This window comes from Agromyces sp. Y782 (genome assembly GCF_059445405.1).
In genome coordinates this window covers 774483-801104 of sequence record NZ_JCAIUG010000002.1, presented here as the reverse complement: position 1 = coordinate 801104, position 26622 = coordinate 774483, and the positions used below count along the sequence as shown (strand labels likewise).

The following is a 26622-nucleotide window of genomic DNA, read 5'->3' as shown; positions in this document are numbered from 1 at the left end:
CCGACCTCACGCAAGGAAGAACAGCTGCGTGAGTGGAAGGGACTTCGCCGGCTCGATCGTCGCCGGCTTGCCGTCGTACGTAACCTTGTAGGTCTCTGGGTCGACCTCGACGACCGGCGTGACACCGTTGCGCACCATGTGTTCCTTTCCGAGCTCACGGGTGCGTTTGACCGGCAGGATCATGCTTTCCAGGCCGAGCTTCTCCGGCACCCCGTTGGCGATGGCCGCCTTCGACATGAAAGTGATGCGCGTGCTCGTCTGCGCCTTGCCGTACGATCCGAACATCGGCCGGTAGAAGACCGGCTGCGGCGTCGGCAGCGAGGCGTTCGGCTCGCCCATCAGCGCCCAGTTGATGAGACCGCCCTTCACGATCAGCTTGGGCTTGACGGCGAACGAGTCGACCGGCCACAACACGATGTCGGCGATCTTGCCGTCTTCGAGCGAACCGATGTAGTCGGAGATTCCCTGCGTGATTGCCGGATTGATGGTGATCTTGGCGAGGTAGCGCAGGACGCGGAAGTTGTCGTTGTCCTTCGAGTCCTCAGGGAGCTTTCCGCGCTGGTCCTTGTTGTGGTGCGCGACCTGGAAGGTTCGCATGAACGACTCTCCCACCCGGCCCATCGCTTGCGAGTCGGAGGAGACGATCGAGATCACACCTTCGTCGTGGAGCACGGTCTCAGCAGCGATCGTCTCGGCCCTGACTCGAGAGTCGGCGAACGAGACATCCTCGGGGATATCGTGCGAGAGGTGGTGGCACACCATGACCATGTCGAGCAGTTCGTCGACCGAGTTGACCGTGTACGGCAGCGTCGGGTTCGTCGACGACGGCAGTACGTTCGGGTATCCCGTGATCTTCAGGATGTCGGGGGCGTGCCCACCACCCGCACCCTCCGAGTGGAAGGTGTGGATCGTTCGACCGTTGATGGCATCGAGCGTGTTCTCGACGAAGCCCGATTCGTTCAGGCTGTCGGTGTGCACCGAGACCTGCACGTCGTAGCGGTCGGCGACGTCGAGCGCGTTGCTGAGTGCCGCTGGGGTTGCTCCATAGTCCTCGTGGACCTTGAGCCCGGCGGCGCCGCCCTCGATCTGCTCGATCAGCGCGTCGGGAAGGGAGCCGTTGCCTTTGCCGAGGAATCCGGTGTTGACGCCCAGGCCATCCGCCGCCTCGAGCATCCGATGGAGGTTCCAGACACCTGGGGTCGTGGTGACACCGTTGGTGCCGTCGGTCGGACCGGTGCCGCCACCGAACAGTGTGGTGATCCCGTTCGACAGAGCTGCCTCCGCCTGCTGCGGTGACACGTAGTGCACGTGGGCGTCGATGCCTCCCGCAGTGGCGATCAGGTGCTCGCCGGCGAGGAGTTCGGTGCCGGGCCCGACGATCAGCCGTGGGTCGACGCCTCCCTGCAGGTGCGGGTTGCCCGACTTGCCGATACCGACGATCTTGCCGTCGCGGATTCCGATGTCGCCTTTGACCACCCCGAGGATGGGGTCGAGGATGACCGCGTTGGTGATCACGAGATCGAGCACCCCTTGAGCTCCGGTGGCCTGAGGATCCGCGCCCATTCCGTCGCGGGCGGTCTTTCCTCCGCCGTAGACGATCTCGTCCCCATAGTGGCCCTCGTTGTAGTCCTTTTCGATCTCGATGACGAGATTGGTGTCGGCCAGCTGCACCCGGTCGCCAACGGTGGGTCCGTAGAGATCCGTGTACTGCTTGCGAGAGATGATCGCCATTACTTCTTCCCCTTTGCGGCTGCACTGCGGTTCGCAGTACTGGTGCGAGCTTTCGGCTTTCCGTTCTGGTAATGCAGCTCGTTCATCAGTGCGACTGCCTTGATCCTCGTTGCCGCGGAGTCGAGACCGCCGTTGACGAGTCCGTTGAACCCGACGATGTGACGTGAACCGGCGAACGCGGTGAGTGTCACTTCCTTGGTATCGCCCGGCTCGATCCGAACGCCGGTGCCCGCTGGAATGTCCAGGTGCATTCCGTACGCCCGCTCGCGTTCGAAGAGCAGTGCCTTGTTCACCTCGAAGAAGTGGAAGTGGGATCCGACCTGCACTGCGCGATCGCCCGTGTTGCTGACGTTCAGCGTGACGCTGTCTCGGCCTGCGTTGATTTCGATCACTTCTTCGCGGTGTTGGTACTTCGGGCTTCCTAGCATGATGCGTCCTTCTTCCCGGTCAGTGTTCGTGGACGAGAGTGCCGTGTGAATGTTCGTGCCCGCCGTTCACGGGGTGATCGTCATTCCCGGCATCGTGATGTGAATGGCCACCGTGCGAGTGCGGTGCGCCACCGTGAGAATGGAGGGCACCGCCGTGGGTGTGCGGGCGCCCTTGGGCTTCCTCGAATGCGTGCGAGTGCGCGTATCCGTGCCCGTGATCGGCTTGCAGGCCGACGTCGATGCCGTTCTGCCCCTGATCGAGTCGACGGAGCGCGTGATCGCGTCGGTCGCGAACCACCTGAAGCACGGCCTGTTCGGTCATCAGCGGTCCATGGAAACGAACTCCACTGAGTTCGCCCTCGCCGTACGCAGCGTCGCTCTCGCGTTGGAAGTCGGCAGGCACGACGACGATGTCATCGAACCCGAGACGGCGAAGCCGGCGCACCGATTCCACCAGGTCGCCCTCGTCGCGCACGATGCCGACCTCCACCTCGTTGCCTGCTCCGTGGGTTCGCACGAGGTGGGCGATTCGAAAGAGTTCGGCGTCGTCGAACGGATTGGATGCCGCGGCGATGATGAGGATCGCCGCGCCCGGCGCTGCTCCGCGAACGCGGGCCGTCGCCGTCCTGAGCCACGCGGTCAGGTGGTCGGGAGTGCCGAAATCGTCGGCGAGCGCGATCCTGCCGCTCGATCCGCTCGACAGCCAGTTCAACGTCTTCGCGGTGTCCGCCACGAGCACGGGATTTCGGCCGAACGTCATGGGGAGCACGACGAGCTCGTCGTCCGACTCCGCGATGGCTCGCGAAATCACGCGATGCAATGGTCGCCCGGCGGCCGTGATCACAGCACGCGGAACAGCCTCCGCGATGAAGGCGATGTCCGCACCGTCTGCACTCTCGTGTCCGCCGACCAGAACCAACGTCGCAGGCGAGTCGGTCGGTCGGAGCATGTCAGGCGCCGACCGGGTCGTGACAGGAGACCAGTTTGCTTCCGTCGACGAATGTCGCCTCGACTTGCAGCAGTGCAAGACGTTCACGGACACCGGACATGCAGTCGTTCTCGGTGACGATGGTCTTGCCGAGTTCCATGCATTCGGCCACCGACCTGCCATCGCGAGCGCCCTCGAGGATCGCTTCGGTGATGAGCGCCTGCGCTTCGCTCAGATTGAGCTTGGTGCCCCGATCACGCCGCTTCTTCGCCAGGTCCGCGACCTGGTACACGTACAGTTTGTCGATTTCGCGCGGAGTGAGATTCATGGTGCCCCCCAGTGTTCTCTGCCGGTTTCGGCGTTCTCTGCCGGTTTCGGCCTGGCCCCCCAGGCCGGTTCACACAAGCGTGACCATACGCCGTCGCGCATGACGCCGCCACCCCCTTGCGTGGACCTCATCGCGATGGGTATGCGTCAGCGCTTCCCTCGGTGCATGAACCCGGTCCGTCGTGGTGGCTCGGTCTGGTTGTCGCCGACGAGCAGCGAGATGGTTTCGTTGATGCGCTCGAGCGAATGAATCGCCTGCTCGGTCGACTCGTCCAGTTCCCCATCGTCGAAGTCGGCGAATCCGAGGTTCAACTCGACACCCCGGGGAGCACGCTCCTCGAGCAAGGTCACCAGTGCGGCGAAGTTGTCGTCGGTCGTGGCCTCGCATTGCTCCCACTGCTCGGCGGGCACCGGCGCTTTTCCGCTCCCCTTGCGCAGCGTGGCCGTCACGAGATGGCGCGTGTAGTAGAGCAACGCCCAGTAGCCGGTCAGTCGCGCCTCGATGCCCCGAGGATCGAGAGACCCTGAGCTATGCCGCAGCGGTGCGGCGGTCTTGTGGACACCACTGAGCTGTTCGTTCATCGCTATCACCGCTCGTTGCAGCTTCTCGGCGGTGATGCCTCGAGCTTCAGCTCCCCCACGCAGGCGATGCATGGAGAGGTCCGCGACCTCCTGCACGGACTGCACGAGACGGATCGAGTCCTGGTCGAGCCGGGTCCTCGTATGCGTCGGAAGCACGAGCGCCGCGACGAGGAGCGCGATCACGGCGCCGATCACGGTCTCGACCACTCTGATCTCGATCGTCTCCGTGTCGAGCCTGCCGAGGAATTCGTAGAGTTGCGCGAACATCATCGTCTGCCAGAAGCTCGTCAGCGGCGACGAGGCGGCCCTGAAGTAGACCATGGCGAACACGCACAGCGCGAGCGCCGGCAGCACGACGAACGGGTTGCCATCGGTGCTGATCGCGATCCCGAATCCGACGGCTGCACCGAGGATGGTCCCGAGAATCCGGCGAGCTCCCTTCGCGTACGTCTCGCCGTCGGTGCCGCCGAGTGTCTGATATGCCGGCATCGCAGCCCAGTACTGGTAGCTCGTCGAGATGGTCGATCCGACGAGCAGGGCGAGACCGGTCGAGAGCCCGGCCTGGATCGCACGGCGGAACTCGCCGCCACTTCCGCCCCCGCCGCTCGTGGCCGTGGCGGTGAGCGCCGCCTCACCGGCCGAGTCCGATACTCCGGTATCGTCGCCCGACCCCGAGTCTTCCGCGTTCCGCGACTCCGGGTCGGCTTCCGCCGTGGGGAGCTCGGGTTCCGGCCCGGTGAGCACGAGATCCGCGCTCTGCGGGGTGTGCACGGCGTCGGCTGCGCGTTGCAATTCGGCGATCGCGCCGACGAGCCGTCGTGCCTCCTCCGGCCATCGTGTCGGTGCATCCTGCAGCACGGTGGTCCCATTCGCGGTCGAACCGTCGTCCGACGTCTTCACGGAGTCGGTCGCGGTGTCGGTCGCCCAGCCCGGTGTCGCCGGATACGCGCGAACGTGAGCTTGAAATGCCTCCAGGTCCTCGGCCAGTCGCGCACGGACCTCGATTGGGATGCGCGAGCCGGTCGCGGATTTCGCCGCCTCCGACACGTTGACGACCGCGAGCTCCGCGTCGAACACCCGCATCCTCAGCGCATCGGCTTGCTCTTGCGACAGACCGACGGTCCCGTCCACGCCGCTGAGCCTGCCGGTGAGGAATGCCGCCGTCCGGTGCGTCTGCGTCAACTCCGAGCGGACGCGCCGGATCAGATCCGGCTCCCAGCGAGCGGAGGACACCGTGTCGATGAGCGGTTCGACCATCCCCACCAACCGAAGCTCGAATGCTCTGACCCCGGCGAGCAGCGCCTTCCGCTGGCCCGTGCGGCTCGCGAGCAGGCTGATGATCGTCGCGACGACGACGCCCATGACCCCGGCGGCGGCGAAGAGCACGGACTCCGCCGGTTGCAGGCGCATGAGCAGTGTGAAGTAGTACACGATGAACAGCAGCTGCCCGAGGCCACTCACTGCTGGACCGAAGCGCGAGGCACCGACGCCGATGAGCGCCAGGACCACCATCACCGCCACTGCTCCCACTGAACCGTGTGGAACGACAGCGCTGAGCACGACCGCGATCAGCACGGGCACGATGGCCAAGAGCGCGCGCAACCGTGCGACGCCATGAGACGATCCGCCGGAGTTGCCGGCGTACATCCCAATGAAGCCGCCGAAGATCGCCGCCGGCATCACGGTCAGCCCCAGAGCAGTGAATACGGCCACGATCACGCCGATGGTCACGATCGCGGCGGCCAACGCACGGATGGCTTGGAAGAGCCGGATGTTGCCGGGATCGATGAGTGTCAGTCGACGTGAGAAGAACGCGCGGAACGCGCTCTGCCCCGGTCGCGCGCGCGCGACCGGGGCCGGCACGAGCACCGATGCGGGCTCAGCATCGTCCGTCTCCGAATAGATGGGCTGATAGTCGAGGTCGTGGGTGACCGCCGCGCTGAACTGCTGCGAACGATACGCGAACGGAAGCCACTCGACGTAGCGGTCGTAGGCCTCACCGAGGTCGGTCAGCGCGGGTTCGTGCACGAGATCGGCCATGTCGAGATTCATCTGGATGAATCGCTCCACCCAGGGTTCGATCTCCGCTTGGTGCTGTCGGCGGTTACCGCCGTTGCGTCGCTTCGCATCCGTCTCGACCATGCGCCGGAACTCGTCGCGCTCGACGGTCTCCGGCACGTCGGGGCTTTCCCACTTCAACAGGGGTTGCAGGTATCGACGAAAGCTGTCGAACTGCTGCGACAGCGGCAGCAGCGTCGGTTCCTGTGTGACGGGGTGGCCACTCGGCAACCCCCATCGCAGTGCTCCGATGACGCCCGCGAGCATGCGGATCGAGTACGGCAGCGAGAAGGTGTCGCGGCCGCTCTGGAAGTAGTAGGCGGCATGGTGCAACCGCACACCATCGGTGTAGGAACCGAACGAGTCCGCGACGCTCTGCAGGTGCGAATCGAGACCGCGTGACTGGCCCTCCGGGAAATAGGGGACGAGGCTCGCGATCGGTTCTCCGACCCCCCTCCCGCCGCTGAAGAACTGCGACGAGAGCGCGCGGAGGTCGCTGATCACCGAGTAGATGCCCAGCAGGAAGGTGAGGATCATCGACACCAGCACGACGCCTGTGAGCGTCTCGAGGACCGAGAGCGCTCTGAGCACATCGGTGTTCGGCGACAATTGGGATGTGCCGACGGTCGCGAGTTGCGCGGCGCTGAAGTAGAGCGCACCGAACAGGTCGCCGTTGACTCCGTCGTACTGGAACTGCTGGCCGCTCATCTGACCCAGGTAGATCAGACCGTAGCCGATGATCACACCGGCGAGCCACGTGAGCACGGTGGTCGTGATCTGCAGCCCGGTGACCTGTCGGAGCACGACCGGCCGCCATCGGCGCGACAACCGCCGAGTACCACGCCGGATCAGCGCCCACTGCCAGCCCGCGAGCCGCCCCGCGAGGAAGCCGGCCTCATCGTAGTTGAGCGCGGTGAGGAAGACGTCGAGGAGCGTCAAGCCCAAGACGAGGATGCCCGCAACGACCCAGATGGCATCCACGGTGGTCAGCTCTGCGGCGCTTCTTGGAGCGTCACGGTCGTGGTCGACGTCGTCCCGTCGCGAAGGTAGCCGATCTCGACTTCGTCGCCCACTTGAGCTTCGAGGGTGATCGCGGTCAATGTGTCGGGACTGGTCGCCGGTTCGCCGTCGACGGTGAGGATGATGTCACCGGTCTGGATTCCCGCCTCGGCGGCGGGGCCACCTTCGATGACCGAGGCGACGTAGAGGCCGGCATCCACACCGAAGTCCGCGGCGGCGTTCGCCGGAATCGCGACGACCGAGACTCCGAAGTACGGATAGCTGGCGCTCCCGGTCTCGATGAGTTGCTCGACGATCGACATGGCTCGGTCGACGGGCACCGCGAAGCCGATACCCACACTGCCCCCGCCGGATTCTCCCGAAGAGGTCGGCACCGTGGCGATCGCGGTGTTGATGCCGATGAGCCGGCCATCGCAATCGACGAGCGGTCCTCCGGAGTTGCCCGGGTTGATCGCGGCATCCGTCTGGATCGCTCCGGTGAGGATCGTCGTCTGGTCGCCGTCGCTCGGCACCGTCACCTCACGTCCCAGGGCGCTGACGATACCGGCGGTCACCGACCCCGAAAGCCCGAGCGGAGCTCCGAGTGCCACGACCGGCTGCCCGACCACGACGTCGGCCGAACTCCCGACTTCGATCGTCGGCAACGCGGAAGGGTGGTCGACCTTGAGCACGGCGATGTCGGCGCGGGGGTCGCGACCGACGAGTGTCGCCGGAGCGGATTCGCCGCTGCTGTACAACACGGCGATCTCGCCGCCGTTCGCGGCGACCGCGATCACGTGGTTGTTGGTGACGATGTACCCGTCGTCGCTGATGATCTCGCCGGATCCCACACCGCCCTCGGAACCGTTGCTCGCCGAGATGGTCACTACGGCGGGGAGCACGTCGTCGGAGACCTGCGACGCATCGCAGACGCCGCCATCGGCGACGGCTGCGGATGCCGAGGATTCAGGCGCTCCGGAAGGTGCGGGCGCTGCGGCAAGATTCTGCCCGAGCATGCCGCCCAGGAACCCCGCGATCAGGCCGAGGACGACCGAGAGCCCGACGACGATCCAGATCCATCCGCGGCCCGGCTGCGGCCGACCGACTTGTGCCTCTGATTCCGACATGGCTCCCCCTCGTCCATGCTCCTGCTACAGACCCAGAAGGGGACTCATTGCATGATTCATCGTTCCCCCGAACTGAACCTGCATCGAAGTCGAACTTCGACCCGAGTGGCCCCAGTCTGACCCGCGACACGGCGATAGGTCAATGACACTCGCCGCGTCTGCCGAGTGGGGCGGCCGCAGAATGCACGGCCCGGGCAACATTCGCCGACGTGCGACACCGGCGTCGGGTGGGAACCTAATGCCCCATGCCGAGGCCGCCGTCGACGGGGATGACGGCGCCCGAGATGTACCCGGCGTCGTCGCTTGCGACCCAGGCGACGACCTTCGCAATCTCGTCGGGCAAGGCGAAACGGGCGAGCGGGATGCGCTTCTTGTACTCCGCCTGCTGCGTCTCGGGCAGCTCGTCGGTCATGTCGGTCTCGATGAAGCCGGGCGCGACGACGTTCGCCGTGATGCCCCGCGCCCCGAGCTCACGGGTGAGCGAGCGGGCCATGCCCACGAGCCCCGCCTTCGACGCCGAGTAGTTGACCTGGCCGGCGGAGCCGGAGAGCCCGACGACGCTCGAGATGAGCACGATGCGGCCGGAGCGCGCCTTCAGCATGCCCTTCGAAGCACGCTTGACGACGCGGAACGCTCCAGTGAGGTTGGTGTCGACGACGCTCGTGAAGTCTTCTTCGCTCATGCGCAGCACGAGCGTGTCGCGCGTGATTCCCGCGTTCGCGACGACGACCTGGACGGGGCCGAGCTCGGCCTCCACTTCGGTGAAGGCCCGGTCGACGGATGCCGCGTCGGTGACGTCGGCCCGCACGGTGAGCGAGCCCTCGGGGCCCTCGCCCGAGCGCGCCGTGACGGCCACGCGGTGCCCCTGCGCGATGAACTCGCGGGCGATGGCGAAGCCGATCCCGCGGTTGCCCCCGGTCACGAGAACAGTGCGGCTCGTCGTCATGCGTGAATCTCCTTCTGGGTATCGGGCCGATCGACCCGTTCCAGCTTAGGGGCTCGTGGAATCGGGGCATCCGCCGCCCTCAGACGGACGTAGGCTTGAATACAGAGGAGCGCCGCAGACCCCGGCCACCACCATGAAGCAGCCGTCGATCACCTCGCTGCCGCTGTCGCCCGAGGCGGAGCGCCGGTCGCGCATGATCAAGTATTCGATCGCGATGTCGATTCGCATGCTGTGCATCGTCGCCATGCTCTTCGTCGATGGCTGGTGGCTCGCCGTGTGCGCCGCGGGGGCGATCTTCCTGCCGTACTTCGCCGTGGTCCTCGCCAACGTCGGCACGTCGCCCGCGCAATCCGAGGTGCTCCGCCCCGGCACCATTGTGCCGCTCACTCCCCCGCCGCCCGCCCCGCCGAGCGCGCCGACCGATTCGCCGGCCGAGGCCGCCCGCGACGCCCACGACGCCCACGACGACGAGCGTGGTGCCGCATGATCGGTGGCCTGGGCGCGTCGCCCGACCAAGGGGTCTGCTCGCGCGCGGAATGCCGGGAGCCCGCGACCTGGCGCGTCGACTGGCGCAATCCGCGCATCCACACCGGCGACCGCAGCAAGACCTGGCTCGCCTGCGACGAACACGTCGAGTACCTCCGCGGCTTCCTCGAGGCGCGGTCGTTCCCCGTCTCGGTCGCCGCCTTCGACGCGTCGAGCGACGAGCGACCGGATACCGCGAAAGAGGACCGTCGATGAACGAGTGGCGTTTCCTCCTCCACCGCCGTTGGGCGGGCTACCTCCTGCTCACGATCATCTTCGCGATCGTCTGCTCGGCGCTCGGCACATGGCAACTGAATCGGCGCGCCGAGGCGCTCGCCGAGGTCGCACGCATCGATGCGAACTACGACGCCGATCCGTTGCCGGTGGCCGAGGCGCTCCCCGATCCGGGGGCGTTCGAGATCGACCAGCGCTGGCAGGTCGTCTCGCTGTCGGGTGAGTATCTCCCCGATGAAGAAGTCGTGGTGCGCAACCGCCCGTTCCAGGGCAGCTCGGGGTTCCAGGTGATCACACCCTTCCGGCTCGACGACGGCACCGTGTTCATGGTCGATCGGGGCTGGATCGCCCAGAACTCCGAGGGGCGGCCGAGCGAGGTGCCGGCGCCACCGGCCGGAGAGGTCGACGTCGAGGCTCGGCTCAAGGCCAGTGAGGGTCGCATCTCCGGGCGTACTTCGACCGGCAACGAGTTCGCGACCATCGACCTCGCCGAGCTCGCCGAACGCGTCGGCGAGCCGGCCTTCACGGCGGCCTACGGCGTGCTCGTGCAGTCGGGGGCCGACGCCGACGAGCCCCCGCTCGCTGCGGCCCGGCCCGAGCGCGACGAGGGGCCGCACCTCTCGTATGCGCTGCAGTGGTTCGTCTTCGCGCTGCTGGCGTTCATCGGGCTCGGCTGGGCGGCGAACCAGGAGCGAAAGGGCATCGCCGAGGCATCCGGTTCGTTGGATGCCACGCGACCGCGCCGCGAGCCGAAGCAACCGAAACGAGACGCCGATGCCGACCTGGAAGACGGCGTGCTCGATCGTCGGTAGCTCAGGCCAGCTCGATGAGCTCCTGGTACTCGCGGCTCCAGTGGTCTTCGGTGCCGTCGGGCATGATGAGCACTCGCTCGGGGTTCAACGCCTCGACTGCGCCTGGGTCGTGCGAGACGAGCACGACAGAGCCCTCGTAGTGCGCGAGCGCGTCGAGGATCTCGGCGCGGCTCGCCGGGTCGAGGTTGTTCGTCGGCTCGTCGAGCAACAGCACGTTCGCACCGGAGACGACGATCATCGCGAGCGCGAGCCGGGTCTTCTCACCGCCCGAGAGCACTCCGGCGGGCTTGTGCACGTCGTCGCCTGTGAAGAGGAACGAGCCGAGCACCTTTCGCGCCTCGGTCTCGGTGAGGTTCGGTGAGGCGCTGACCATGTTCTGCAGCACCGAACGCTTCACGTCGATGGTCTCGTGCTCTTGCGCGTAATAGCCGACGCGCAGGCCGTGGCCGGCTTCGACGACACCGGTGTCGGGCTCGTCGACGCCCGCGAGGATGCGGAGCAGGGTCGTCTTGCCTGCGCCGTTCAGGCCGATGATGACGACCTTCGACCCGCGGTCGATCGCGAGGTCGACGGCGGTGAAGATCTCGAGCGAGCCGTAGCTCTTCGAGAGGTCTGATGCGGTGATGGGCGTGCGACCGCACGGCGCCGGAGTCGGGAAACGCAGCTTGGCCACGCGGTCGACGGCGCGCACCTCGTCGAGGCCGGCGAGGAGCTTCTCGGCACGGGCGACCATCTGGTGCGCCGCCGCCGCCTTCGACGCCTTCGCACCGAACTTGGCGGCCTGCAGTTGCAGAACGCCGGCCTTCTTCTCGGCGTTCATCCGCTCCTTCTTGCGACGTTCCTCGTCGGCGGCGCGCTGACGCTGGTAGTGCTTCCAGCCCATGTTGTAGATGTCGATCGCCGAACGGTTCGCGTCGAGGTAGAAGACGCGGTTCACGATCTCGCCGATGAGCACGACGTCGTGCGAGATGACGATGACGCCGCCGCGGTAGCCCCTCAGGAACTCGCGAAGCCAGACCACGGAGTCGGCGTCGAGGTGGTTCGTCGGTTCGTCGAGGATCATCGTCTCGGCGTCGGAGAAGAGGATGCGGGCGAGCTCGATGCGGCGTCGTTGGCCACCCGAGAGCGTCTTCAGCGGCTGGTCGAGGATGCGGTCGGGCAGGTTCAGGTTCGATGCGATCGACGCGGCTTCGGCTTCAGCGGCGTACCCTCCGAGCGCATTGAAACGGTCGGTGAGGTTGCCGTACTTCTTCATGGCACGTTCGGCGACCGCCGGGTCGGAGTCGCCCATGCTCAGGGAGGCCTCGTGCATGCCGAGCGCGATCTGCCCGAGCCCACGCGCATCGAGGATGCGGGTGCGGGCGAGCATCTCGGGGTCTCCGGAGCGCGGATCCTGCGGCAGGTAGCCGATCTCCCCGCCGCGGTCGATGCGGCCCGCGGTAGGCACCGTCTCGCCGGCGAGGGTCTTCGTGAGGGTGGTCTTGCCGGCGCCGTTCCGGCCGACGAGGCCGATCTTGTCACCGTCGGAGACGCGGAAGTCGACGTGCTCCATCAGCACGCGCGCACCGATGCGGATCTCGAGATCATGGACGGCGAGCACGGGATTCCTCCGAAGGAACAGGGGTGGGTTGGCGTGCCGAGCGGCACAGCCTCCCAGTCTATCCCGCTCGGGTGTCCGGACAGCAGCCATACAGGGTCTGCGACCGGATGTCTCAGGCATCCGCCAGACTCGGAACCATGCCGAATCTCGCCAGCGACGCCCGCGTTCGCGCTGCCCGACTCGAATCCCACGGCCTCCCCCGGGGGCTGCCCTCGGTCGCTGAGGCGGTGCGGCGACTCGGCGCCGTGCAGGCGCAGGATTTCGCCGCCTCGAAGTGGGTTCTCGGTGCGCGCGTGAAGGGCGCGGTCGCCGCCGACATCGACGCGGCGATCGAGTCGCGCGAGGTGCTCCGCTCCTGGCCGATGCGCGGCACCCTCCACCTCGTGCCGGCCGAATCGCTGCGCGACATCCTCGCAATCACCGGTCCGCGAATTCTCCAGCGCGCCACCGCGAGGCACCGCGAGCTCGGCCTCGACGCCGAGGCGTATGCAACCGCGCGGCGAGTGGCCGAGCGGTTCCTCGAGGGCGGTCGGTCGCTCTCACGCGACGACCTGCAGGCCGCGTGGCAGGCCGCCGGCATCGAGACGACGGGCCAGCGCGGCTACCACCTGATCTGGTGGCTCGCTCAAGATGCAGTGTTGTGCTGCGGCCCCATCGAGGGGCGTGGGCAGCGGTTCGTGCTCCTCGACGAATGGTCGCCCCGCGCGGCGCCGGCGTCGAGTCGCGACGAGACCCTCGAACGGCTCTTCGTCTCGTACATCGCCGGCCATGGCCCGGCCACGGTGCGCGATTTCGCGTGGTGGGCCGGGCTCACCCTCACCGATGCCCGTGCAGCTCGCGCCGACGCGGGCGAAGCGGTCGTCGCCTTCGACGACGAGCGATTCGTCGTTGCCGGATTCGGCTCGCACGAGGCAGCGGTACCGGTACCGGCGGCGACCGGCGATGCCGCTCGAGCCGTCGCACCGCTCGCAACATCTCGCGCGGGCGGTCGATTCGTGCTCGCCCCGTTCGACGAGTACTTCCTCGGTTACACCGACCGCGGTCCGGTGTGCGACCCGGCACACGCGGGTCGCGTCGTGCCCGGTTCGAACGGAGTGTTCCAGCCGACGCTCGTGCAGAACGGCCGGGTGGTCGGCCTCTGGCGCCCGGTCAAACGGGCGCGCACGACATCCGTCACGCTCGATGGCTTCGATGGCGAACTCGACCCTGCGCGGTTCACGCCGCGACTTCGCGAGTGGGCCCGCTTCTGGGGGCAGAACCTCGGTGAGGTCACCGCGCTCACGAACTGAAACAGGAAAGGGCGGTCGCGCTTGCGCACGACCGCCCTTCGCTGAACTCGATGACTACTGGTCGAGCGAAGCCTGCAGCTCGAGCGTGATCGTCACCTGATCGCCGAGCAGCACGCCGCCGGTCTCGAGCGCCGCGTTGTACATGAGGCCGAAGTCTTCACGGTTGATCACGGTCTTCGCCGTCGCGCCGCCCTTGTAGTTGCCGTAAGGGTCGCCGCCGAAGCCGCCGAACTCGAAGTCGAAGGTGACGGGCTTCGTGATGCCGCGGATGGTGAGATCGCCGTCGACCTTGAAGTCGCCCTTCTCGACGCGCACGCCGGTCGAGACGAAGTCGATGGTCGGGTGGGTCTCGGCCTCGAAGAAGTCGCCGGTGCGCAGGTGCGCGTCGCGGGTCGGCTCGTTCGTGGTGACCGAGGCGACCTCTGCAGAGGCGGTGACGCTCGAGTCGAGCGGGTTCTCAGCGGTGACGAAGGTGGCGTCGAAGCGGTCGAACTTCCCCCTGACCTTGCTGATCATGATGTGGCGGATGCTGAAGCCGACCTCGCTGTGCGTGGTGTCGATCTTCCAGGTGCCGGCGCGGTATCCGGGGATCTCGATCGTCGAGGCAGTGGTCGTCATATTGGGAGTCTCCCGTGTTCGATGTCGCGGCGACCGTTCGGTCACCCCTATGCAAACGCATATAACGCCGAGAAATTCCCCCGCCGGAGAGAAAACGCGAGTTCAGCTCGCGAACGAGCGGCGAAGCGTCAGGACTCGCTCGACCGCGTCGTCCAGCTGGGCCTCGCTGATCCGGCCGGCCTGCACAGCACCCACGATCGAGCCGACGAGTCCGTCGACCGAGATGCCGAATGTCGATGGGTCGGCGGGCAGCACGTAGAGCAGCAGGTCGGCGCCGGCGGCGACCGCGCGAACGGCGTTCTCCCCGGGGTCGGCGTACTCGGGGAGGCCGTTGTGCGCCAGCATCAGCATGTCGTCGGTGACCACGACGCCGTCGAACCCGAGTTCGTCGCGCAGGATGCGATGCCAGGCAGGCGAAAGCGATGCCGGCGCCGCGTCGACGGCCGGGTAGGCGAGATGACCCGTCATCACGAGTTCGGCCCCGGCGCCGACACCGCTCGCGAAGGGCAGCGCCGACCCCGCGCGCCACTCCTCGAGACCGAGCGGCGCCGTCGGGATGCTCGAGTGCGAATCGCCGGGAGCTGCGCCGTGGCCCGGGAAGTGCTTGAGCGTGCTCGCAACCGCTCCGCGCTCGCCCGCCACAGCGGCCGCGACCCGTTCGGCCGAGCCGGCCGGGTCGGTGCCGAGCACGCGCTGGAAGATGAACGACGCGGGATCGGCGGTGACATCGGCGACGATGCCGAAGTTCACGTTCACCCCGCTCGCGGCGAGCGTCGCGGCTCGCGCTGCGAACGCGTCTCGCGCCGCAACGGGGGGTTCGGCTCGCAACGTGTCCGCGGCTGCCGCTGCATCCCACGGCAACCGCTGCACCTCTCCGCCCTCCTCGTCGATGCCGATGAGGAGCGGGGCCTCGGGGTCGATCTGCACGGCCGCGGTGAGCGCCGCAAGCTCGGCCGGCCCGGCCGGCACGTTGTCGCCCATGAGGATGAGCCCGGAGACTCCCGCGTCAGCGTAGGCGCGAAGCGGTGCGGGATCGGTGCCGGGCGCGTGCACCATGAGCAACGCCGCCGCCTTCTGCTCGATCGTGAGCTGCGACATCCGCTCACCTACCCACTCGGCAACGGGGTCAACAGGTGTTGGAATCACCGAAGGGGTCGACGTCGGCGACTCGTTCGCGCCCGAAGCGACGGGCGCCGAAGATGCGCAGGCCGTCACCGCGAGCAGCACCGCCGTGAGTACGAACGGCAGTGCAGCCATTCGCTTCACTCGCATCCGCACAACCCTACGCTGCGTGTCCGAACGTCCGCCGAGCGGCGCCGTGGGTAGACTCACGGGCTCGGAGGGGGTGCTGTGCGGGGCAGATCGAGGTTCGCAGCGGGCGCGGCGGCGCTGATCGTCGCCGCCCTCGTGCTGCCGGCGGCCCCGGCGTTCGGCGAGGACTATCCGAGCTGGGAGGAAGTCGAGGCCGCGAAGCAGAATGTCGCCTCGCGTGAGACCGAGGCGACGCGCATCGCCGCCCTCGTCGATTCCCTCGAGGCCGAATCGGCTCGGCTCGGTGATGCCGCCGTCGAGGCTGCCGGGGCCGCCGCCACCGCCGCGGCCGCGCACGAGGAGGCCGAGGTTCGGGCGACCACCATCGCTGCGGCCTCCGGCGCCGCAGCCGCAGAGGCCGCAGTGTCGGGTGAGCGGCTCGGCCGGGTCGGCGCCGTGCTCGCCAGGTCGGGCGGTGCGGATGTCACGCTGCGCCTGCTCCTCGCCGACGACGGTTCGACCGAGCTGCTGCAGGGCCTCTCCCGCGCAGCGCAGCTCACCAACATCTACGGTGCCGTCACCGATCGTGCGACCGAGACCAAGGCGCAATCGCAGGCACTGAGCGCTCAAGCAGACGTCGCTGAACAGGAGCGAGAGCGCCGTGCCACTGAGGCGGCTGAAGCAGCCGACGCCGCCGAGGCCGCACACGAGGCGGCCGAGACGGAACTCGCCGAGCAGCAGGTCATCGTCGGCACGCTCTACGCCCAGCTCGCAAGCCTTCGTGACCGCACCGTCGAACTCGAACGGCAATACCAGGTCGGTGAACAGATACGCAAGGACGCCGAAGAGCGGCAGCAAGCCGCCGCTGCGGCTGCGGAGGCGGCCGCGAACGCGAATGGCGGCGGCGTCGGCAGCGCCCCGCCGCCCGGCGTCGTCGTCGACACCGCCGGTGCGAAGGCCTACGCGGCCGGCGCCGTCGCGCGATACGGCTGGGGCAGCGACCAGTACCAATGCCTGGTGCTGCTCTGGACGCGCGAATCGAGTTGGCGGGCCGACGCCTACAACGCCTCGAGCGGCGCCTACGGCATTCCCCAGTCGCTGCCCGGTAGCAAGATGGCCAGTGCCGGCGCAGATTGGCGCACGAACGCCGCGACGCAGATCGAATGGGGCCTCTCCTACATCGCCGGCCGCTACGGCGCCCCCTGCGGAGCCTGGGCGCACTCGGAGGCGAACAACTGGTACTAGCGGTACAACTGGTACTCATGCGCGAAGATGACGATCGATCGGTGTTCCGTCGCCACGGAGCCGAAGGCGTGCTGCTGCTCGGTGGCGGCGCGGCGATCCTGCTGCAACTGGCCGACCCGCGGGTCGCCCGCGGGGTCGCACGGCACAGTGCGTTCCGCGAACGCCCGCTGGATCGGCTGATCGGCACGCTCGACTACGTCTACGCCGTCGGCTTCGGCGACGATGCGGTCGCAGCTGCGGCAGTGCGCACGGTCAACCGACGTCACGCACCCGTGCGGGGCCGTGCAGACGGGGATGGCCCCGCCTACAGCGCGTTCGATGCCGACGCGCAGCGCTTCGTCGCCTCGACACTGCTCGTGGTGGCGCTCGACCTGCACGAACGACTGTGGGGAGCGCTGCCGCCCGAGACCGGCGACGCGATCGTGCAGGGTTACGCACCGCTCGGTGCCAGCCTCCAGTCGGGCGGTGAAGGTTGGCCGGCGAGCCGCGCCGAGTTCGACGAGTGGTGGGCCGATCGGGTCGCCGCGCTCACCGTCGGCACTGAGGCCCGCACGGTTGCGCGGAGCCTGCTCACCGAGACATCCGCTCTGCCCTTCGGAGCCGGCATACTGCTGCCGGTCGTGCGTCTCATGACCGCGGCGCTCCTGCCGCCTTCGGTGCGCGCGGCATACGGGTTCCGCTGGACGCCTCGCGTCGAACGCGTCGCGAACGGATGGCTCGACACGATCGGCACGCTCTGGCCGCTGCTCCCCCGCGCGATCAGGCATGCACCGATGCGCACCTCGCTCCGACGCGCGGAGCGCCGCAGCCGGTACGCTGGCCATGAGCCACGAGGACGATGATGACCCAGCAGACACCGCACCGGAACGACGGGCTCGACAGCATCGACCGTCGCATCGTCGCCGAGCTGAGCCGCGACGGACGGCTCTCGGTGCGCACGCTCGCCGAACGGGTGCACATCTCGCGCACCGCAGCCCACAATCGGGTGCAGCAATTGCAGCAGCGCGGCGTCATCACCGGCTTCGGCGCGCAGATCGATCGCAAGGCCATCGGCCTGAACATCTCAGCTCTCGTCGTCGTGCGCATCGGCGAAGTCTCGTGGGAGTCGATCGCCGCGAAGCTCGCGACCCTGCCCTTCGTCGAGAAGGTGCAGGCCGTCTCGGGTGACATCGACATCATCCTCACGGTGAGCGCCCCCGACCACGAGCAGTTGAGTCAGGCCATCCTCCGCGACATCCATGACATGCCGGGTGTGGTATCGACGAGATCGCACCTGATCCTCGCCGAGCTTGAGGGGCATCCGCCCGCTCAAACGCTGGACATCTGGCGCGCCTGAGCCTCCGCTGAACGGACGATCGGTCACGCTTTCGAGCGCGCGGAGCCGTTCGTTCACGGTTGCACGAGAGCCCCTCCGCGGGGCGCGAGAGTGTCGCACGATGAGGACATGACCCTCAATGTCGAGCACGCTTCCGTTCGCACCCTGCCTTCTGAAAAGCCACTGCGACTGCTCGACAACGCCGGCCATGCAGTGTCGGGCGCTGCGACCGGTGGCTTCGGTCTCCCCGACGCCGAGACGCTGCTGGGGCTCTACCGCAAGATGGTCATCGCCCGCCGCTTCGACGTGCAGGTCACCGCGCTCACGAAGCAGGGTCGCCTCGCGACGTATCCCTCGGCTTACGGTCAAGAAGCGTGTGAGATCGGCGCCGTCTCGGCGATCGCGGCAGACGATTGGCTCTTCCCGACCTACCGCGACAGCATCGCGCTGCTCACGCGTGGCATCGAGCCGGGCGACATCCTCGCCTCGTTCCGCGGCGACTGGCACAACGGCTACGACCAGCACGCGCACCGCACCGCCGCGCAGGCGACTCCCCTCGCGACGCAGACGCTGCACGCGGTGGGCCTCTCGCACGCGGCGAGGCTCCGCCACGATCCGATCGTCGCCCTCACCTTCCTCGGCGACGGCGCCACGAGCGAGGGTGACGCGCACGAGGCCTTCAACTTCGCCGCGGTCTGGCAGACACCGACCGTCTTCGTCGTGCAGAACAACCAGTTCGCGATCAGCGTGCCCCTCGAGCGTCAGACCCGCGCCGCCACACTCGCCGACAAGGCCGTCGGGTACGGCATGCCGGGGTATCACGTCGACGGCAACGACATCGCCGCCATGTACGCGGTGACCCGCGCGGCGGTCGAACGCGCGCGGAGCGGCGGCGGTCCGACCCTCATCGAAGGCGTCACCTACCGCATCGAAGCGCACACGAACTCCGACGACCCCACTCGCTACCGCACCGCCCGCGACGTCGAGCACTGGAAGCGCCGCGACCCCATCGAACGCCTCGAGAAGTACCTCGTCTCAGAGGGAGCGCTGACCGAGGCGACGCGCACCGAGATCGCGGATGCCGCGGAGGAGCTCGCCGCTCGCACCCGAGATGTCATGACGACCGAGGCCGAGCTCGACCCTCTCGAGCTCTTCGATCACGTGTACGGGCGGGAGCGCGCCGCGCTCCTCGAGCAGCGCGCCGCCCTCGAGGCCGAGATCTCCGCCGGTGCGTTCGCGCCGCACGCGGGAGCCGCGCGATGACCGCGACCGTGACGAACACCATGCCCGCCGAGGCATCCGCCCCGACGCAGCTCACGATGGCCGGTGCGCTGAACGCCGCCTTGCGCGACGCGATGGCGGCCGACGACCGGGTCGTCGTCTACGGCGAAGACGTCGGCCCGCTCGGCGGCGTGTTCCGGGTCACCGACGGCTTGCAGTCCGAGTTCGGCGACGACCGCATCTGGGACTCGCCGCTCGCCGAGTCCGGCATCGTCGGCACCGCGATCGGCATGGCGATGTACGGCATGCGACCCGTGGTCGAGATGCAGTTCGATGCGTTCAGCTACCCCGCGTTCGAGCAGATGGTCTCGCACGTCGCGAAGATGCGGAACCGCACGAAAGATCGCGTCACGCTGCCGATGGTCGTGCGCATCCCGTGCGCCGGCGCGATCGGCGGCGTCGAGCACCACTCCGACTCCTCGGAGTCGTACTGGGCGTCGACCCCGGGCCTCACCGTCGTGATGCCGTCGAACCCCGCCGACGCGTACTCGATGCTGCGTGAGGCGATCGACAGCGACGACCCCATCGTCTTCATGGAGCCGAAGAGCCGCTACTGGTCGAAGGCACCCCTCGCCCTGCCTGTGACGACCGCGCCCATGGATCGCGCCGAGGTCGTGCGCGAAGGCACCGACGTCACCCTCATCGGCTACGGCCCCACCGTGCGCACCGCGCTCGAGGCCGCCGAGGCAGCGGCCGAAGAGGGCCTCTCGATCGAGGTCGTCGACCTGCGCAGCCTCTCCCCATTCGACGATGCCACCGTCGGCGCTTCCGTGCGCAAGACCTCGCGAGCGGCTGTCATCCACGAGGCTGCACAGTTCGGCGGCTACGGCGCCGAGGTCGCCGCCCGCATCACCGAACGCAACTTCCACCACCTCGCAGCACCGGTGCTGCGCATCGCGGGATTCGACATCCCGTACCCCTCACCGAAGCTTGAGGAATATCACCTGCCGACTGCCGACCGCGTGCTCGCGGCCCTCGACAGCTGGGAGTGGGACGCATGACCCGCGACTTCATCCTGCCCGACCTCGGCGAGGGCCTCACCGAGGCCGAGATCGTCGCATGGCTCGTCGCGCCAGGCGATGAGGTGACGATCGACCAGGTCGTCGTCGAACTCGAGTCTGCGAAGTCCGTCGTGCAATTGCCGACACCGTTCGCCGGCGTCGTCGAGTCGCTCGGCGGCGAGGTCGGCGAAGTGCTGCACGCGGGCACCGTGCTGATGACGCTCGGTGGCGCGACTTCGCCGGCGGATGCCGCGGAGCCGGCCGAACCCGGCATCGTGACGAGTGAGACCGCGCTCGCCGAGGAGTCCGGCGCCGTATTGATCGGCTACGGCACGCGGCAATCGACCGTCACGAAGCGCGCCGCGTCGGCGCCCACGCGCTTCGGTCGTCGCAGCAGCGGATCGACGGGGCCGCGTTCGGGCGGAGCCGCCCGACTCGACGCCGCACGCCGCTCCCCCGTGGTCTCACCGATCGTGCGCCGCCTCGCCCGTGAGCACGGCTTCGACGCCAGCCAGCTTCTCGGGTCGGGACCGGAGCACCTGGTGATGCGGCGCGATGTTGAGTCGTTCATCGCCGAGCAAGGCGGACCGGCGGTCGAGCCGACAGCTGCGGCATCCATTGCCCCGGCGGTCGAAGCACCTCGGCCTGCGGGCGCGACGACCGACCGCGACCGCGACGGGGACCGCCGCGTGCCGCTCGACCGCATGGCGCGCGCCGCAGCCGCCCACTTCTCGCGCTCGCGCCGGGAGATCCCCGAAGCGACCGTCTGGCTCGACGTCGACGCGACCGGACTCCTCACCGCCCGCCGCCAACTGCAGGAGGCGACTGGTGAGCGGTTCGGCATCACGGCGCTCATCGCGCGTTTCGTCGTCGCGGGCCTCGCCAGGCATCCGTCGCTGAATGCGAGCTTCGATACCGAGCGTGAAGAACTCGTCTTCCACTCGGCCGTGAACCTGGGGCTCGCCGCGCAGACCCCGCGCGGTCTCCTGGTTCCGGTCGTGCACGGCGCCGAGCGGATGTCGCTGCGCGCGTTGCGCGATGGGATCGTCGCCCGCACCGAGGAGGCTGCGACGGGGATCTTCCCGCCATCGGCCCTCACCGGCGGCACGTTCACGCTGAACAACTACGGCACCCTGGGTGTCGACGGTTCGGCCGCGATCATCAACCACCCTGAGGCGGCGATGCTCGGCGTCGGCCGGTTCATTGAACGCCCATGGGTCGTCGACGGTCAGCTCGCCGTGCGCACCGTGACGGAGTTGACGATCTCATTCGACCATCGCGTGTGCGATGGCGCGGAGGCGGCCGGCTTCCTGACCTTCGTGGCTGGGTGCATCGAACGCCCTGTCGCAGTTCTCGCGGAGCTCTAAGACCCGTGCGGGTCTCCCAGCGCTGAACAGCTCCCGATCAGAAGAATTCGTCGGGCGTGCCTGCGGCGCGCTCGACGTCGCGCGTCTCCTGCCCGGCGGCGGTCAGCTTGGCGACGGCGACGCGCAGGCCCGACTCCATCTGGGCGGCCCACGCGTCCGACTCACGGGCGCTCACCTCGGATGCGCGAGCACGGGCATCGGCGGACTCGGCCGCATCTCGAGCGTCTTTCACCTGGCGCAGCGCGAGGGAGATGCCGTAGTACGCGACGACCATCGTGGCGATCGGAGCGGCGATGATCGCGAGGGCACTGATCGCGGGCCCCGTCGGGCTGAAGGCGATGAGCAGCGCGAACGCCAGGAAGAGCACCAAGATCGCTGCCAGCACGACGAGCATGAACCGGAGGTCGCTGCTCCACTTGCGTCGCTCGACCGAGTCCACGGGCGCCTCAGCTGCACCGGGCTGCACCCCGTCGTCGGGCGCCGGCGCGAAGTTCGGGGCCCCGTGAACGCCGGCCTGCTCATCGATGGTCGGACGAGTGTGCGCGTCTGACATCAGTTCTCCGCTCCCCTGCATTCGGTCAACCCCCCAATTGTGGGTCGCGAGGTGCGACGGGTCAAGGCGCCGCGCGGCGCTGACCTCGCGCAATCGTGTCACCCGTGCACGATACGGTCGAACGGTTCGGGCCCAGCCATTCGAGTGACGGTGTTGGCGTTCTCCGGGCGTCGACCGCCGCACTTCCAGCACGCAGTCGGAAATTCACACGACTCACCGAAGCGGATGTCGCACGCCCGCAGAAGAAGGAGCACGCCACCGAGATGATGGGCGTCAACCATGCCACGAGCGGCGCCGCCGCCTGGATCGCCGCGACCGGAGCCATGCCGTACTTGACGAGCGGCGCGTACCCGCTCGATCCGGTCGGCGTCGTCGCCGGATCCTTCGTCTGCGCCGGCGCGGCGCTGCTGCCGGATGCCGATCACCACAGCGCGACCATCGCGCAGTCGGTGCCGATTCTCGGCCGGCTCGCCGCGGGCGCCGTCGGATCGATCTCAGGCGGTCATCGCCACGGTGCGCATTCGCTGATCGCAGCGGCGATCGTCGGCATCGGCGCATGGGCACTGACCTTCCTGACACTCACGACCGAGCGATTCGGCACTTTCTCCGTCGGCACCGTGATGGGCGCCGCAGCGCTCATGTGCTTCGCCGTCAAGGCGCGCGGCCTGGTCGGATCGTGGCTGACGGCGTGGGCCCTCGGGGCGGCGTTCGGAATGCTCCTCGTGCTGTTGGCTCCGAGCAGCATCGGCTGGTTCCCGCTCGCCGTCGTGGTGGGGTTCGTCGCCCACCTCGCCGGAGACCTCCTCACCACCGGTGGTCTGCCCGGGCTTCTCTGGCCGATCAAGCCGAAGCCACCCAAGCTGCTGCGAAAGGCGCCGGTCATCAGCAGCATCTGGCGCCCGAACGGCTACATCGCGCTGCCCGTGCTCGGCGACACGGGATCGCCGCGAGAGATGGCGTTCGGATCGATGCTCGCCCTGTACGTGTTCATCGGGGTGGCGCACGAAGCGCTCCTCTGGTGCGGCATCGACCTCCTCGCTCTGCTGTACGCGGCATCGTGAGGTGCCTGGGCATTTCGTCGGCATATCGAGATCCGCTTACGCGCCCGGCAACACCGGGCCGCCATCCTCGCGCCGTCGTGGCCGTTGTGGGAGTCCGTGGGCACGGTCGGCGGGGTGAGCCAGGTCTTGGAGGTTCGTCCAGTACGTCCTGGCCGTCGGGAGTACCGACGTCACCGACCCCGTCGTCAACACCGCCGGAGGTCTGGCCGGCATCGGCCTGCTCACATTGGCACGCCCCAGGTTCCAGGTGGGCACCAACGGAAGGGGTGAGCTCCCCCGGATTTGTTTGAGGATCCAAGGTCATTCGGCGCGCTCTGTACGGATGCCCATAGAGTGCGGATGCGAACGCTCCTAGGCTCGACGAGGCTCCCTCTCGCCCGACTGCCGACAAAGGACGTTCAATGCGTGCTCGATTCTCGATCCCTGCGCTTGCCGCAACCGCCCCTCACGCCGTCACCGGCTGTCCGGCCATCTCGGTTTCGCCATGAGTGCACCTGCCATCAAAGCGGTTCGGCTGCGGCATCCGTGGCGCACGGTATTCGCCATCGCACTGCTCGCCATCCTTGCCCTGTTCCTCATCGACGCTGCCGGACGCACGGCCTACGACTGGCCGACCGTCGCGCAGTATCTCTTCGATCGGCGCATCTCGCAGGCGGCGTTCGTCACCGTCCAGCTGACCGTGTACTCGATGGCGCTCGGCATCGTCATCGGACTCGTCGTCGCCGTCATGTTCCTCTCACCCAACCCCGTGGTCAAAGGTGTCGCGTGGGCGTATCTGTGGATCTTCCGAGGCACACCGGTCTATGTTCAGCTGGTGTTCTGGGGGCTGTTCGCCGTTATCTACCAGACCATCGACATCGGTATCCCGTTCACGGAACCGTGGGCGCAGTTCAGCACCCAAGCACTGTTCAGCGCGTTCTTTCTCGCCGTCATCGGCCTCGGCCTGAACGAAGGCGCGTACATGGCAGAGATCGTGCGAGCCGGCATCCTCTCCGTCGACAAGGGCCAAGCGGAGGCTGCGACCGCGCTCGGCATGAGTTGGGGGCAGACGATGCGCAAGATCGTCATCCCGCAGGCGATGCGGGTCATCATTCCGCCAACCGGCAACAGCGTCATCGGCATGCTCAAGACCACCTCGCTCGTGACAGCGGTGCCGTTCACGCTCGACCTCTATACCCGCACCCGAGACATATCGGCCGAGACGTTCAACCCGATCCCGCTGCTGCTCGTCGCATCGATCTGGTACCTGTTCTTCACGTCGATCCTCATGATCGGCCAGCACTTCCTCGAGAAGCGCTTCGCCCGCGGGGTCGGCGAGATACGACCGGATCGCGGCGGTGGAGCGGGACCGACGGGGGTCATTCCCGTCGTCGATGTCGTGCCGACCGCCGCCGCGGTGACCACGGCCTCAAGAGATTCGGGCACGCACTCATGACAGAGACACCCGTACTCGCGGTAGCCCCGGTGGGGGCATCCGAATCGCCGATGGTTCTGGCGGAACACGTCTCGAAGAGCTTCGGCTCGAACGAGGTCCTCACAGACATTTCGCTGACGGTGAGTCGCGGCGAGGTCATGTGCCTGGTTGGGCCGTCCGGCTCTGGCAAGTCCACCTTTCTGCGTTGCATCAACCACCTCGAGGTCGTCTCGGCTGGTCGATTGAGTGTCGACGGTGAGCTGATCGGCTACCGAGAGGGCAGCGGAAAGCTCTACGAGCTGGCACCGAAGGCTGCCGCCAGGCAACGTCGCGACATCGGCATGGTGTTTCAGCGATTCAACCTCTTTCCGCACATGACCGCGCTCGAGAACGTCACGGTGGCACCGCGAACGGTCAAGGGGCGCGCCAAGGCGAACGCCGAGGTGCACGCCCACGAGTTGTTGGATCGAGTTGGGCTCGCGGAGCGAGCCGGCTATTACCCGGCGCATCTTTCCGGTGGCCAGCAGCAACGCGTCGCAATTGCTCGAGCCCTCGCGATGGAACCGAAGCTGATGCTCTTCGATGAGCCGACCAGTGCGCTCGACCCCGAGTTGGTCGGTGAGGTGCTCGAGGTCATGAAGGGGCTCGCGCGTGACGGCATGACGATGATCGTGGTCACCCACGAGATGGGCTTTGCGCGAGAGGTCGCGGATTCGCTCGTCTTCATGGATAGAGGAGTGGTGGTCGAATCCGGCGACCCGACACAAGTGCTCACGAACCCGCAGCGCCAACGTACCAAGGACTTTCTCGCCAAGGTCCTCTGACCGCACGTGCATCGAACGGGCTCCAGCAAAGCACCTTGGCAATTCTTCACAAGCCTGCGCTTCTGCGCTCGGACAAAGGTCCATAGAGCGGCGGCGACAGGATGCCTAGGCTCAACCGTGTTGCACCCCCGCTCACCTGCTTCGCCGATGAATCAGTGACAACTGGCATCGGCTGAAGTCCACAGCAGCCGTAACCAAAGATGAGGACCCCAATGCGCACCAGACTCGCTCTTCCCGCACTCGCCGCTGCCGCAGCCTTGCTGCTCACCGGTTGTGTCGACAACTCCGCAGCAGACCCTAAGGCCGACGACTCCGAGACCACCGATGCGACGGTCAACGCCGACGCGGTGGCTCTGCTTCCGAAAGACGTTGCCGAGTCGGGCAAACTCGTGATTGCGACGAGCCCCAACTATCCGCCGAACGAATTCAAGGACGAGTCCGGAACCCCCATCGGCTGGAGCATCGAGCTCACGGAGGCGCTCGCTGCCACCCTCGGGCTCGAGCCTTCCATCACGGTCTCTCGCTTCGAGAGCATCATTCCCGGCATTGTCGGCGGCCAGATCAACCTGGGCAATTCATCCTTCACCGACAACCCCGAGCGTGAAAAGCAGGTCGACTTCGTCAACTACTTCACGGCCGGGGTTCAGTGGGGTTCTCGCACAGGTGAAGACGTCGACCCGGCGGATGCCTGTGGCCTCAAAGTCGCTGTTCAGGCCACGACCTTCCAAGACACCGACGAGGTTCCCGACAAGAGCGCAGCGTGCGTCGCGGCAGGCAAGGCTCCGATCGAGAAGCTGCCATTCGACGCTCAGGATGCCGCGGTCAATGCCGTCGTGCTCGGCCAGGCCGATGCCTTCAGCGCCGATTCGCCAGTCTCCCTGTACGCCATCTCGAAGCTGGAAGGCAAACTACAGCTGGCGGGCGAAACCTTCGATGTGGCGCCGTATGGCTTTGCGGTGAAGAAGGATTCCGGCATGGCCGAGGCGGTTCAGGCCGCGCTCCAGGGAATGGTTGACGACGGATCGTACGCCGCCATCCTCGACGACTGGGGCGTTGCATCCGGTGGCCTCGACGAAATCACGATCAACGCCGCAACGGCCGGATAG

Annotated in this window: 25 protein-coding genes; 14 read left to right on the top strand and 11 right to left on the bottom strand. The window is 67.5% G+C overall.

The annotated features are described in order from the left end of the window. Window positions 1–6 precede the first annotated feature (6 nt). The 7 genes from ureC to AC1C2S_RS17900 all read right to left on the bottom strand — a co-directional run bounded on the left by ureC (window position 7) and on the right by AC1C2S_RS17900 (window position 9126). Entirely contained in the window at window positions 7–1731 is a 1725-nt protein-coding gene (gene ureC, locus AC1C2S_RS17930) for an urease subunit alpha (protein ID WP_495353957.1), read from the bottom strand. After that, the gene (locus AC1C2S_RS17925) at window positions 1731–2159 is read right to left on the bottom strand and encodes an urease subunit beta (protein WP_495353956.1); all 429 of its coding nucleotides are present in this window, start codon (window positions 2157–2159) and stop codon (window positions 1731–1733) included. Before AC1C2S_RS17925 ends, ureC begins: the two co-directional genes overlap by 1 nt. 19 nt (window positions 2160–2178) lie before the next feature. Beyond that, window positions 2179–3108 (bottom strand): sirohydrochlorin chelatase family protein, encoded by a 930-nt coding sequence (locus tag AC1C2S_RS17920; protein ID WP_495353955.1) that lies wholly within the window; start codon window positions 3106–3108, stop codon window positions 2179–2181. A gap of 1 nt (window position 3109) precedes the next feature. Continuing rightward, window positions 3110–3415 carry an urease subunit gamma gene (locus AC1C2S_RS17915; RefSeq protein ID WP_495353954.1) on the bottom strand — a complete coding sequence of 102 codons (306 nt, stop codon included), beginning with the start codon at window positions 3413–3415 and terminating at the stop codon, window positions 3110–3112. Window positions 3416–3561: 146 nt separating this feature from the next. Further along, window positions 3562–7035: an FUSC family protein gene (locus AC1C2S_RS17910; RefSeq protein WP_495353953.1), complete on the bottom strand. Its 3474-nt coding sequence runs from the start codon at window positions 7033–7035 to the stop codon at window positions 3562–3564. 5 nt (window positions 7036–7040) lie between these two features. Then, entirely contained in the window at window positions 7041–8180 is a 1140-nt protein-coding gene (locus tag AC1C2S_RS17905) for a S1C family serine protease (RefSeq protein ID WP_495353952.1), read from the bottom strand. Between the two features lie 235 nt (window positions 8181–8415). Beyond that, complete coding sequence (locus tag AC1C2S_RS17900) at window positions 8416–9126, bottom strand: beta-ketoacyl-ACP reductase (protein ID WP_495353951.1); 711 nt, start codon at window positions 9124–9126, stop codon at window positions 8416–8418. A gap of 133 nt (window positions 9127–9259) precedes the next feature. Between AC1C2S_RS17900 and AC1C2S_RS17895 the strand changes: the two genes are divergently transcribed. From AC1C2S_RS17895 to AC1C2S_RS17885, 3 genes are read left to right on the top strand one after another with little or no spacing between them, the layout of a single operon-like run. Next, a complete protein-coding gene (locus AC1C2S_RS17895; protein WP_495353950.1) occupies window positions 9260–9613 on the top strand; it encodes a DUF3099 domain-containing protein in 354 nt (117 codons plus the stop codon). Beyond that, window positions 9610–9867, top strand: coding sequence for a hypothetical protein (locus AC1C2S_RS17890; protein WP_495353949.1), 258 nt, complete (start codon window positions 9610–9612; stop codon window positions 9865–9867). The genes AC1C2S_RS17895 and AC1C2S_RS17890 overlap by 4 nt, the downstream gene beginning before the upstream one ends. After that, window positions 9864–10697: an SURF1 family cytochrome oxidase biogenesis protein gene (locus tag AC1C2S_RS17885; protein WP_495353948.1), complete on the top strand. Its 834-nt coding sequence runs from the start codon at window positions 9864–9866 to the stop codon at window positions 10695–10697. The genes AC1C2S_RS17890 and AC1C2S_RS17885 overlap by 4 nt, the downstream gene beginning before the upstream one ends. A 1-nt stretch (window position 10698) precedes the next feature. On the opposite strand, the gene AC1C2S_RS17880 is transcribed toward AC1C2S_RS17885, so the two are convergent. Continuing rightward, window positions 10699–12297 (bottom strand): ABC-F family ATP-binding cassette domain-containing protein, encoded by a 1599-nt coding sequence (locus tag AC1C2S_RS17880; RefSeq protein ID WP_495353947.1) that lies wholly within the window; start codon window positions 12295–12297, stop codon window positions 10699–10701. Between the two features lie 137 nt (window positions 12298–12434). On the opposite strand from AC1C2S_RS17880, the gene AC1C2S_RS17875 reads away from it, so the two are divergent. Continuing rightward, the gene (locus AC1C2S_RS17875) at window positions 12435–13586 is read left to right on the top strand and encodes a winged helix DNA-binding domain-containing protein (RefSeq protein WP_495353946.1); all 1152 of its coding nucleotides are present in this window, start codon (window positions 12435–12437) and stop codon (window positions 13584–13586) included. Between the two features lie 54 nt (window positions 13587–13640). Here the strand turns inward: AC1C2S_RS17875 and AC1C2S_RS17870 are convergent, their stop codons facing one another. Then, complete coding sequence (locus AC1C2S_RS17870; RefSeq protein ID WP_495353945.1) at window positions 13641–14204, bottom strand: YceI family protein; 564 nt, start codon at window positions 14202–14204, stop codon at window positions 13641–13643. Window positions 14205–14306: 102 nt separating this feature from the next. Beyond that, the gene (locus AC1C2S_RS17865; protein ID WP_495353944.1) at window positions 14307–15476 is read right to left on the bottom strand and encodes a glycoside hydrolase family 3 N-terminal domain-containing protein; all 1170 of its coding nucleotides are present in this window, start codon (window positions 15474–15476) and stop codon (window positions 14307–14309) included. Between the two features lie 78 nt (window positions 15477–15554). On the opposite strand from AC1C2S_RS17865, the gene AC1C2S_RS17860 reads away from it, so the two are divergent. From AC1C2S_RS17860 to AC1C2S_RS17835, 6 genes are all read left to right on the top strand, one after another. Next, a complete protein-coding gene (locus AC1C2S_RS17860) occupies window positions 15555–16700 on the top strand; it encodes an aggregation-promoting factor C-terminal-like domain-containing protein (RefSeq protein WP_495353943.1) in 1146 nt (381 codons plus the stop codon). A gap of 17 nt (window positions 16701–16717) precedes the next feature. After that, window positions 16718–17542 carry an oxygenase MpaB family protein gene (locus tag AC1C2S_RS17855; RefSeq protein WP_495353942.1) on the top strand — a complete coding sequence of 275 codons (825 nt, stop codon included), beginning with the start codon at window positions 16718–16720 and terminating at the stop codon, window positions 17540–17542. Then, the gene (locus AC1C2S_RS17850; protein WP_495353941.1) at window positions 17542–18036 is read left to right on the top strand and encodes an Lrp/AsnC family transcriptional regulator; all 495 of its coding nucleotides are present in this window, start codon (window positions 17542–17544) and stop codon (window positions 18034–18036) included. The genes AC1C2S_RS17855 and AC1C2S_RS17850 overlap by 1 nt, the downstream gene beginning before the upstream one ends. A 108-nt stretch (window positions 18037–18144) precedes the next feature. Further along, window positions 18145–19278, top strand: a complete 1134-nt coding sequence (pdhA, locus tag AC1C2S_RS17845) for a pyruvate dehydrogenase (acetyl-transferring) E1 component subunit alpha (protein ID WP_495353940.1) — start codon at window positions 18145–18147, stop codon at window positions 19276–19278. Beyond that, window positions 19275–20297, top strand: coding sequence for an alpha-ketoacid dehydrogenase subunit beta (locus AC1C2S_RS17840; protein ID WP_495353939.1), 1023 nt, complete (start codon window positions 19275–19277; stop codon window positions 20295–20297). The genes pdhA and AC1C2S_RS17840 overlap by 4 nt, the downstream gene beginning before the upstream one ends. After that, window positions 20294–21664, top strand: coding sequence for a dihydrolipoamide acetyltransferase family protein (locus AC1C2S_RS17835; RefSeq protein ID WP_495353938.1), 1371 nt, complete (start codon window positions 20294–20296; stop codon window positions 21662–21664). The genes AC1C2S_RS17840 and AC1C2S_RS17835 overlap by 4 nt, the downstream gene beginning before the upstream one ends. Before the next feature lie 37 nt (window positions 21665–21701). Here AC1C2S_RS17835 and AC1C2S_RS17830 read toward each other — a convergent pair whose 3' ends face one another. Next, entirely contained in the window at window positions 21702–22217 is a 516-nt protein-coding gene (locus tag AC1C2S_RS17830; RefSeq protein WP_495353937.1) for a hypothetical protein, read from the bottom strand. A gap of 104 nt (window positions 22218–22321) precedes the next feature. Here AC1C2S_RS17830 and AC1C2S_RS17825 point away from each other — a divergent pair, with 104 nt between their 5' ends. The 4 genes from AC1C2S_RS17825 to AC1C2S_RS17810 all read left to right on the top strand — a co-directional run bounded on the left by AC1C2S_RS17825 (window position 22322) and on the right by AC1C2S_RS17810 (window position 26622). Then, the gene (locus tag AC1C2S_RS17825; protein WP_495353936.1) at window positions 22322–23278 is read left to right on the top strand and encodes a metal-dependent hydrolase; all 957 of its coding nucleotides are present in this window, start codon (window positions 22322–22324) and stop codon (window positions 23276–23278) included. 484 nt (window positions 23279–23762) lie between these two features. Continuing rightward, window positions 23763–24713, top strand: coding sequence for an amino acid ABC transporter permease (locus AC1C2S_RS17820; RefSeq protein ID WP_495353935.1), 951 nt, complete (start codon window positions 23763–23765; stop codon window positions 24711–24713). Continuing rightward, window positions 24710–25516, top strand: a complete 807-nt coding sequence (locus AC1C2S_RS17815; RefSeq protein ID WP_495353934.1) for an amino acid ABC transporter ATP-binding protein — start codon at window positions 24710–24712, stop codon at window positions 25514–25516. Before AC1C2S_RS17820 ends, AC1C2S_RS17815 begins: the two co-directional genes overlap by 4 nt. A gap of 212 nt (window positions 25517–25728) precedes the next feature. Further along, window positions 25729–26622: an ABC transporter substrate-binding protein gene (locus tag AC1C2S_RS17810; RefSeq protein WP_495353933.1), complete on the top strand. Its 894-nt coding sequence runs from the start codon at window positions 25729–25731 to the stop codon at window positions 26620–26622.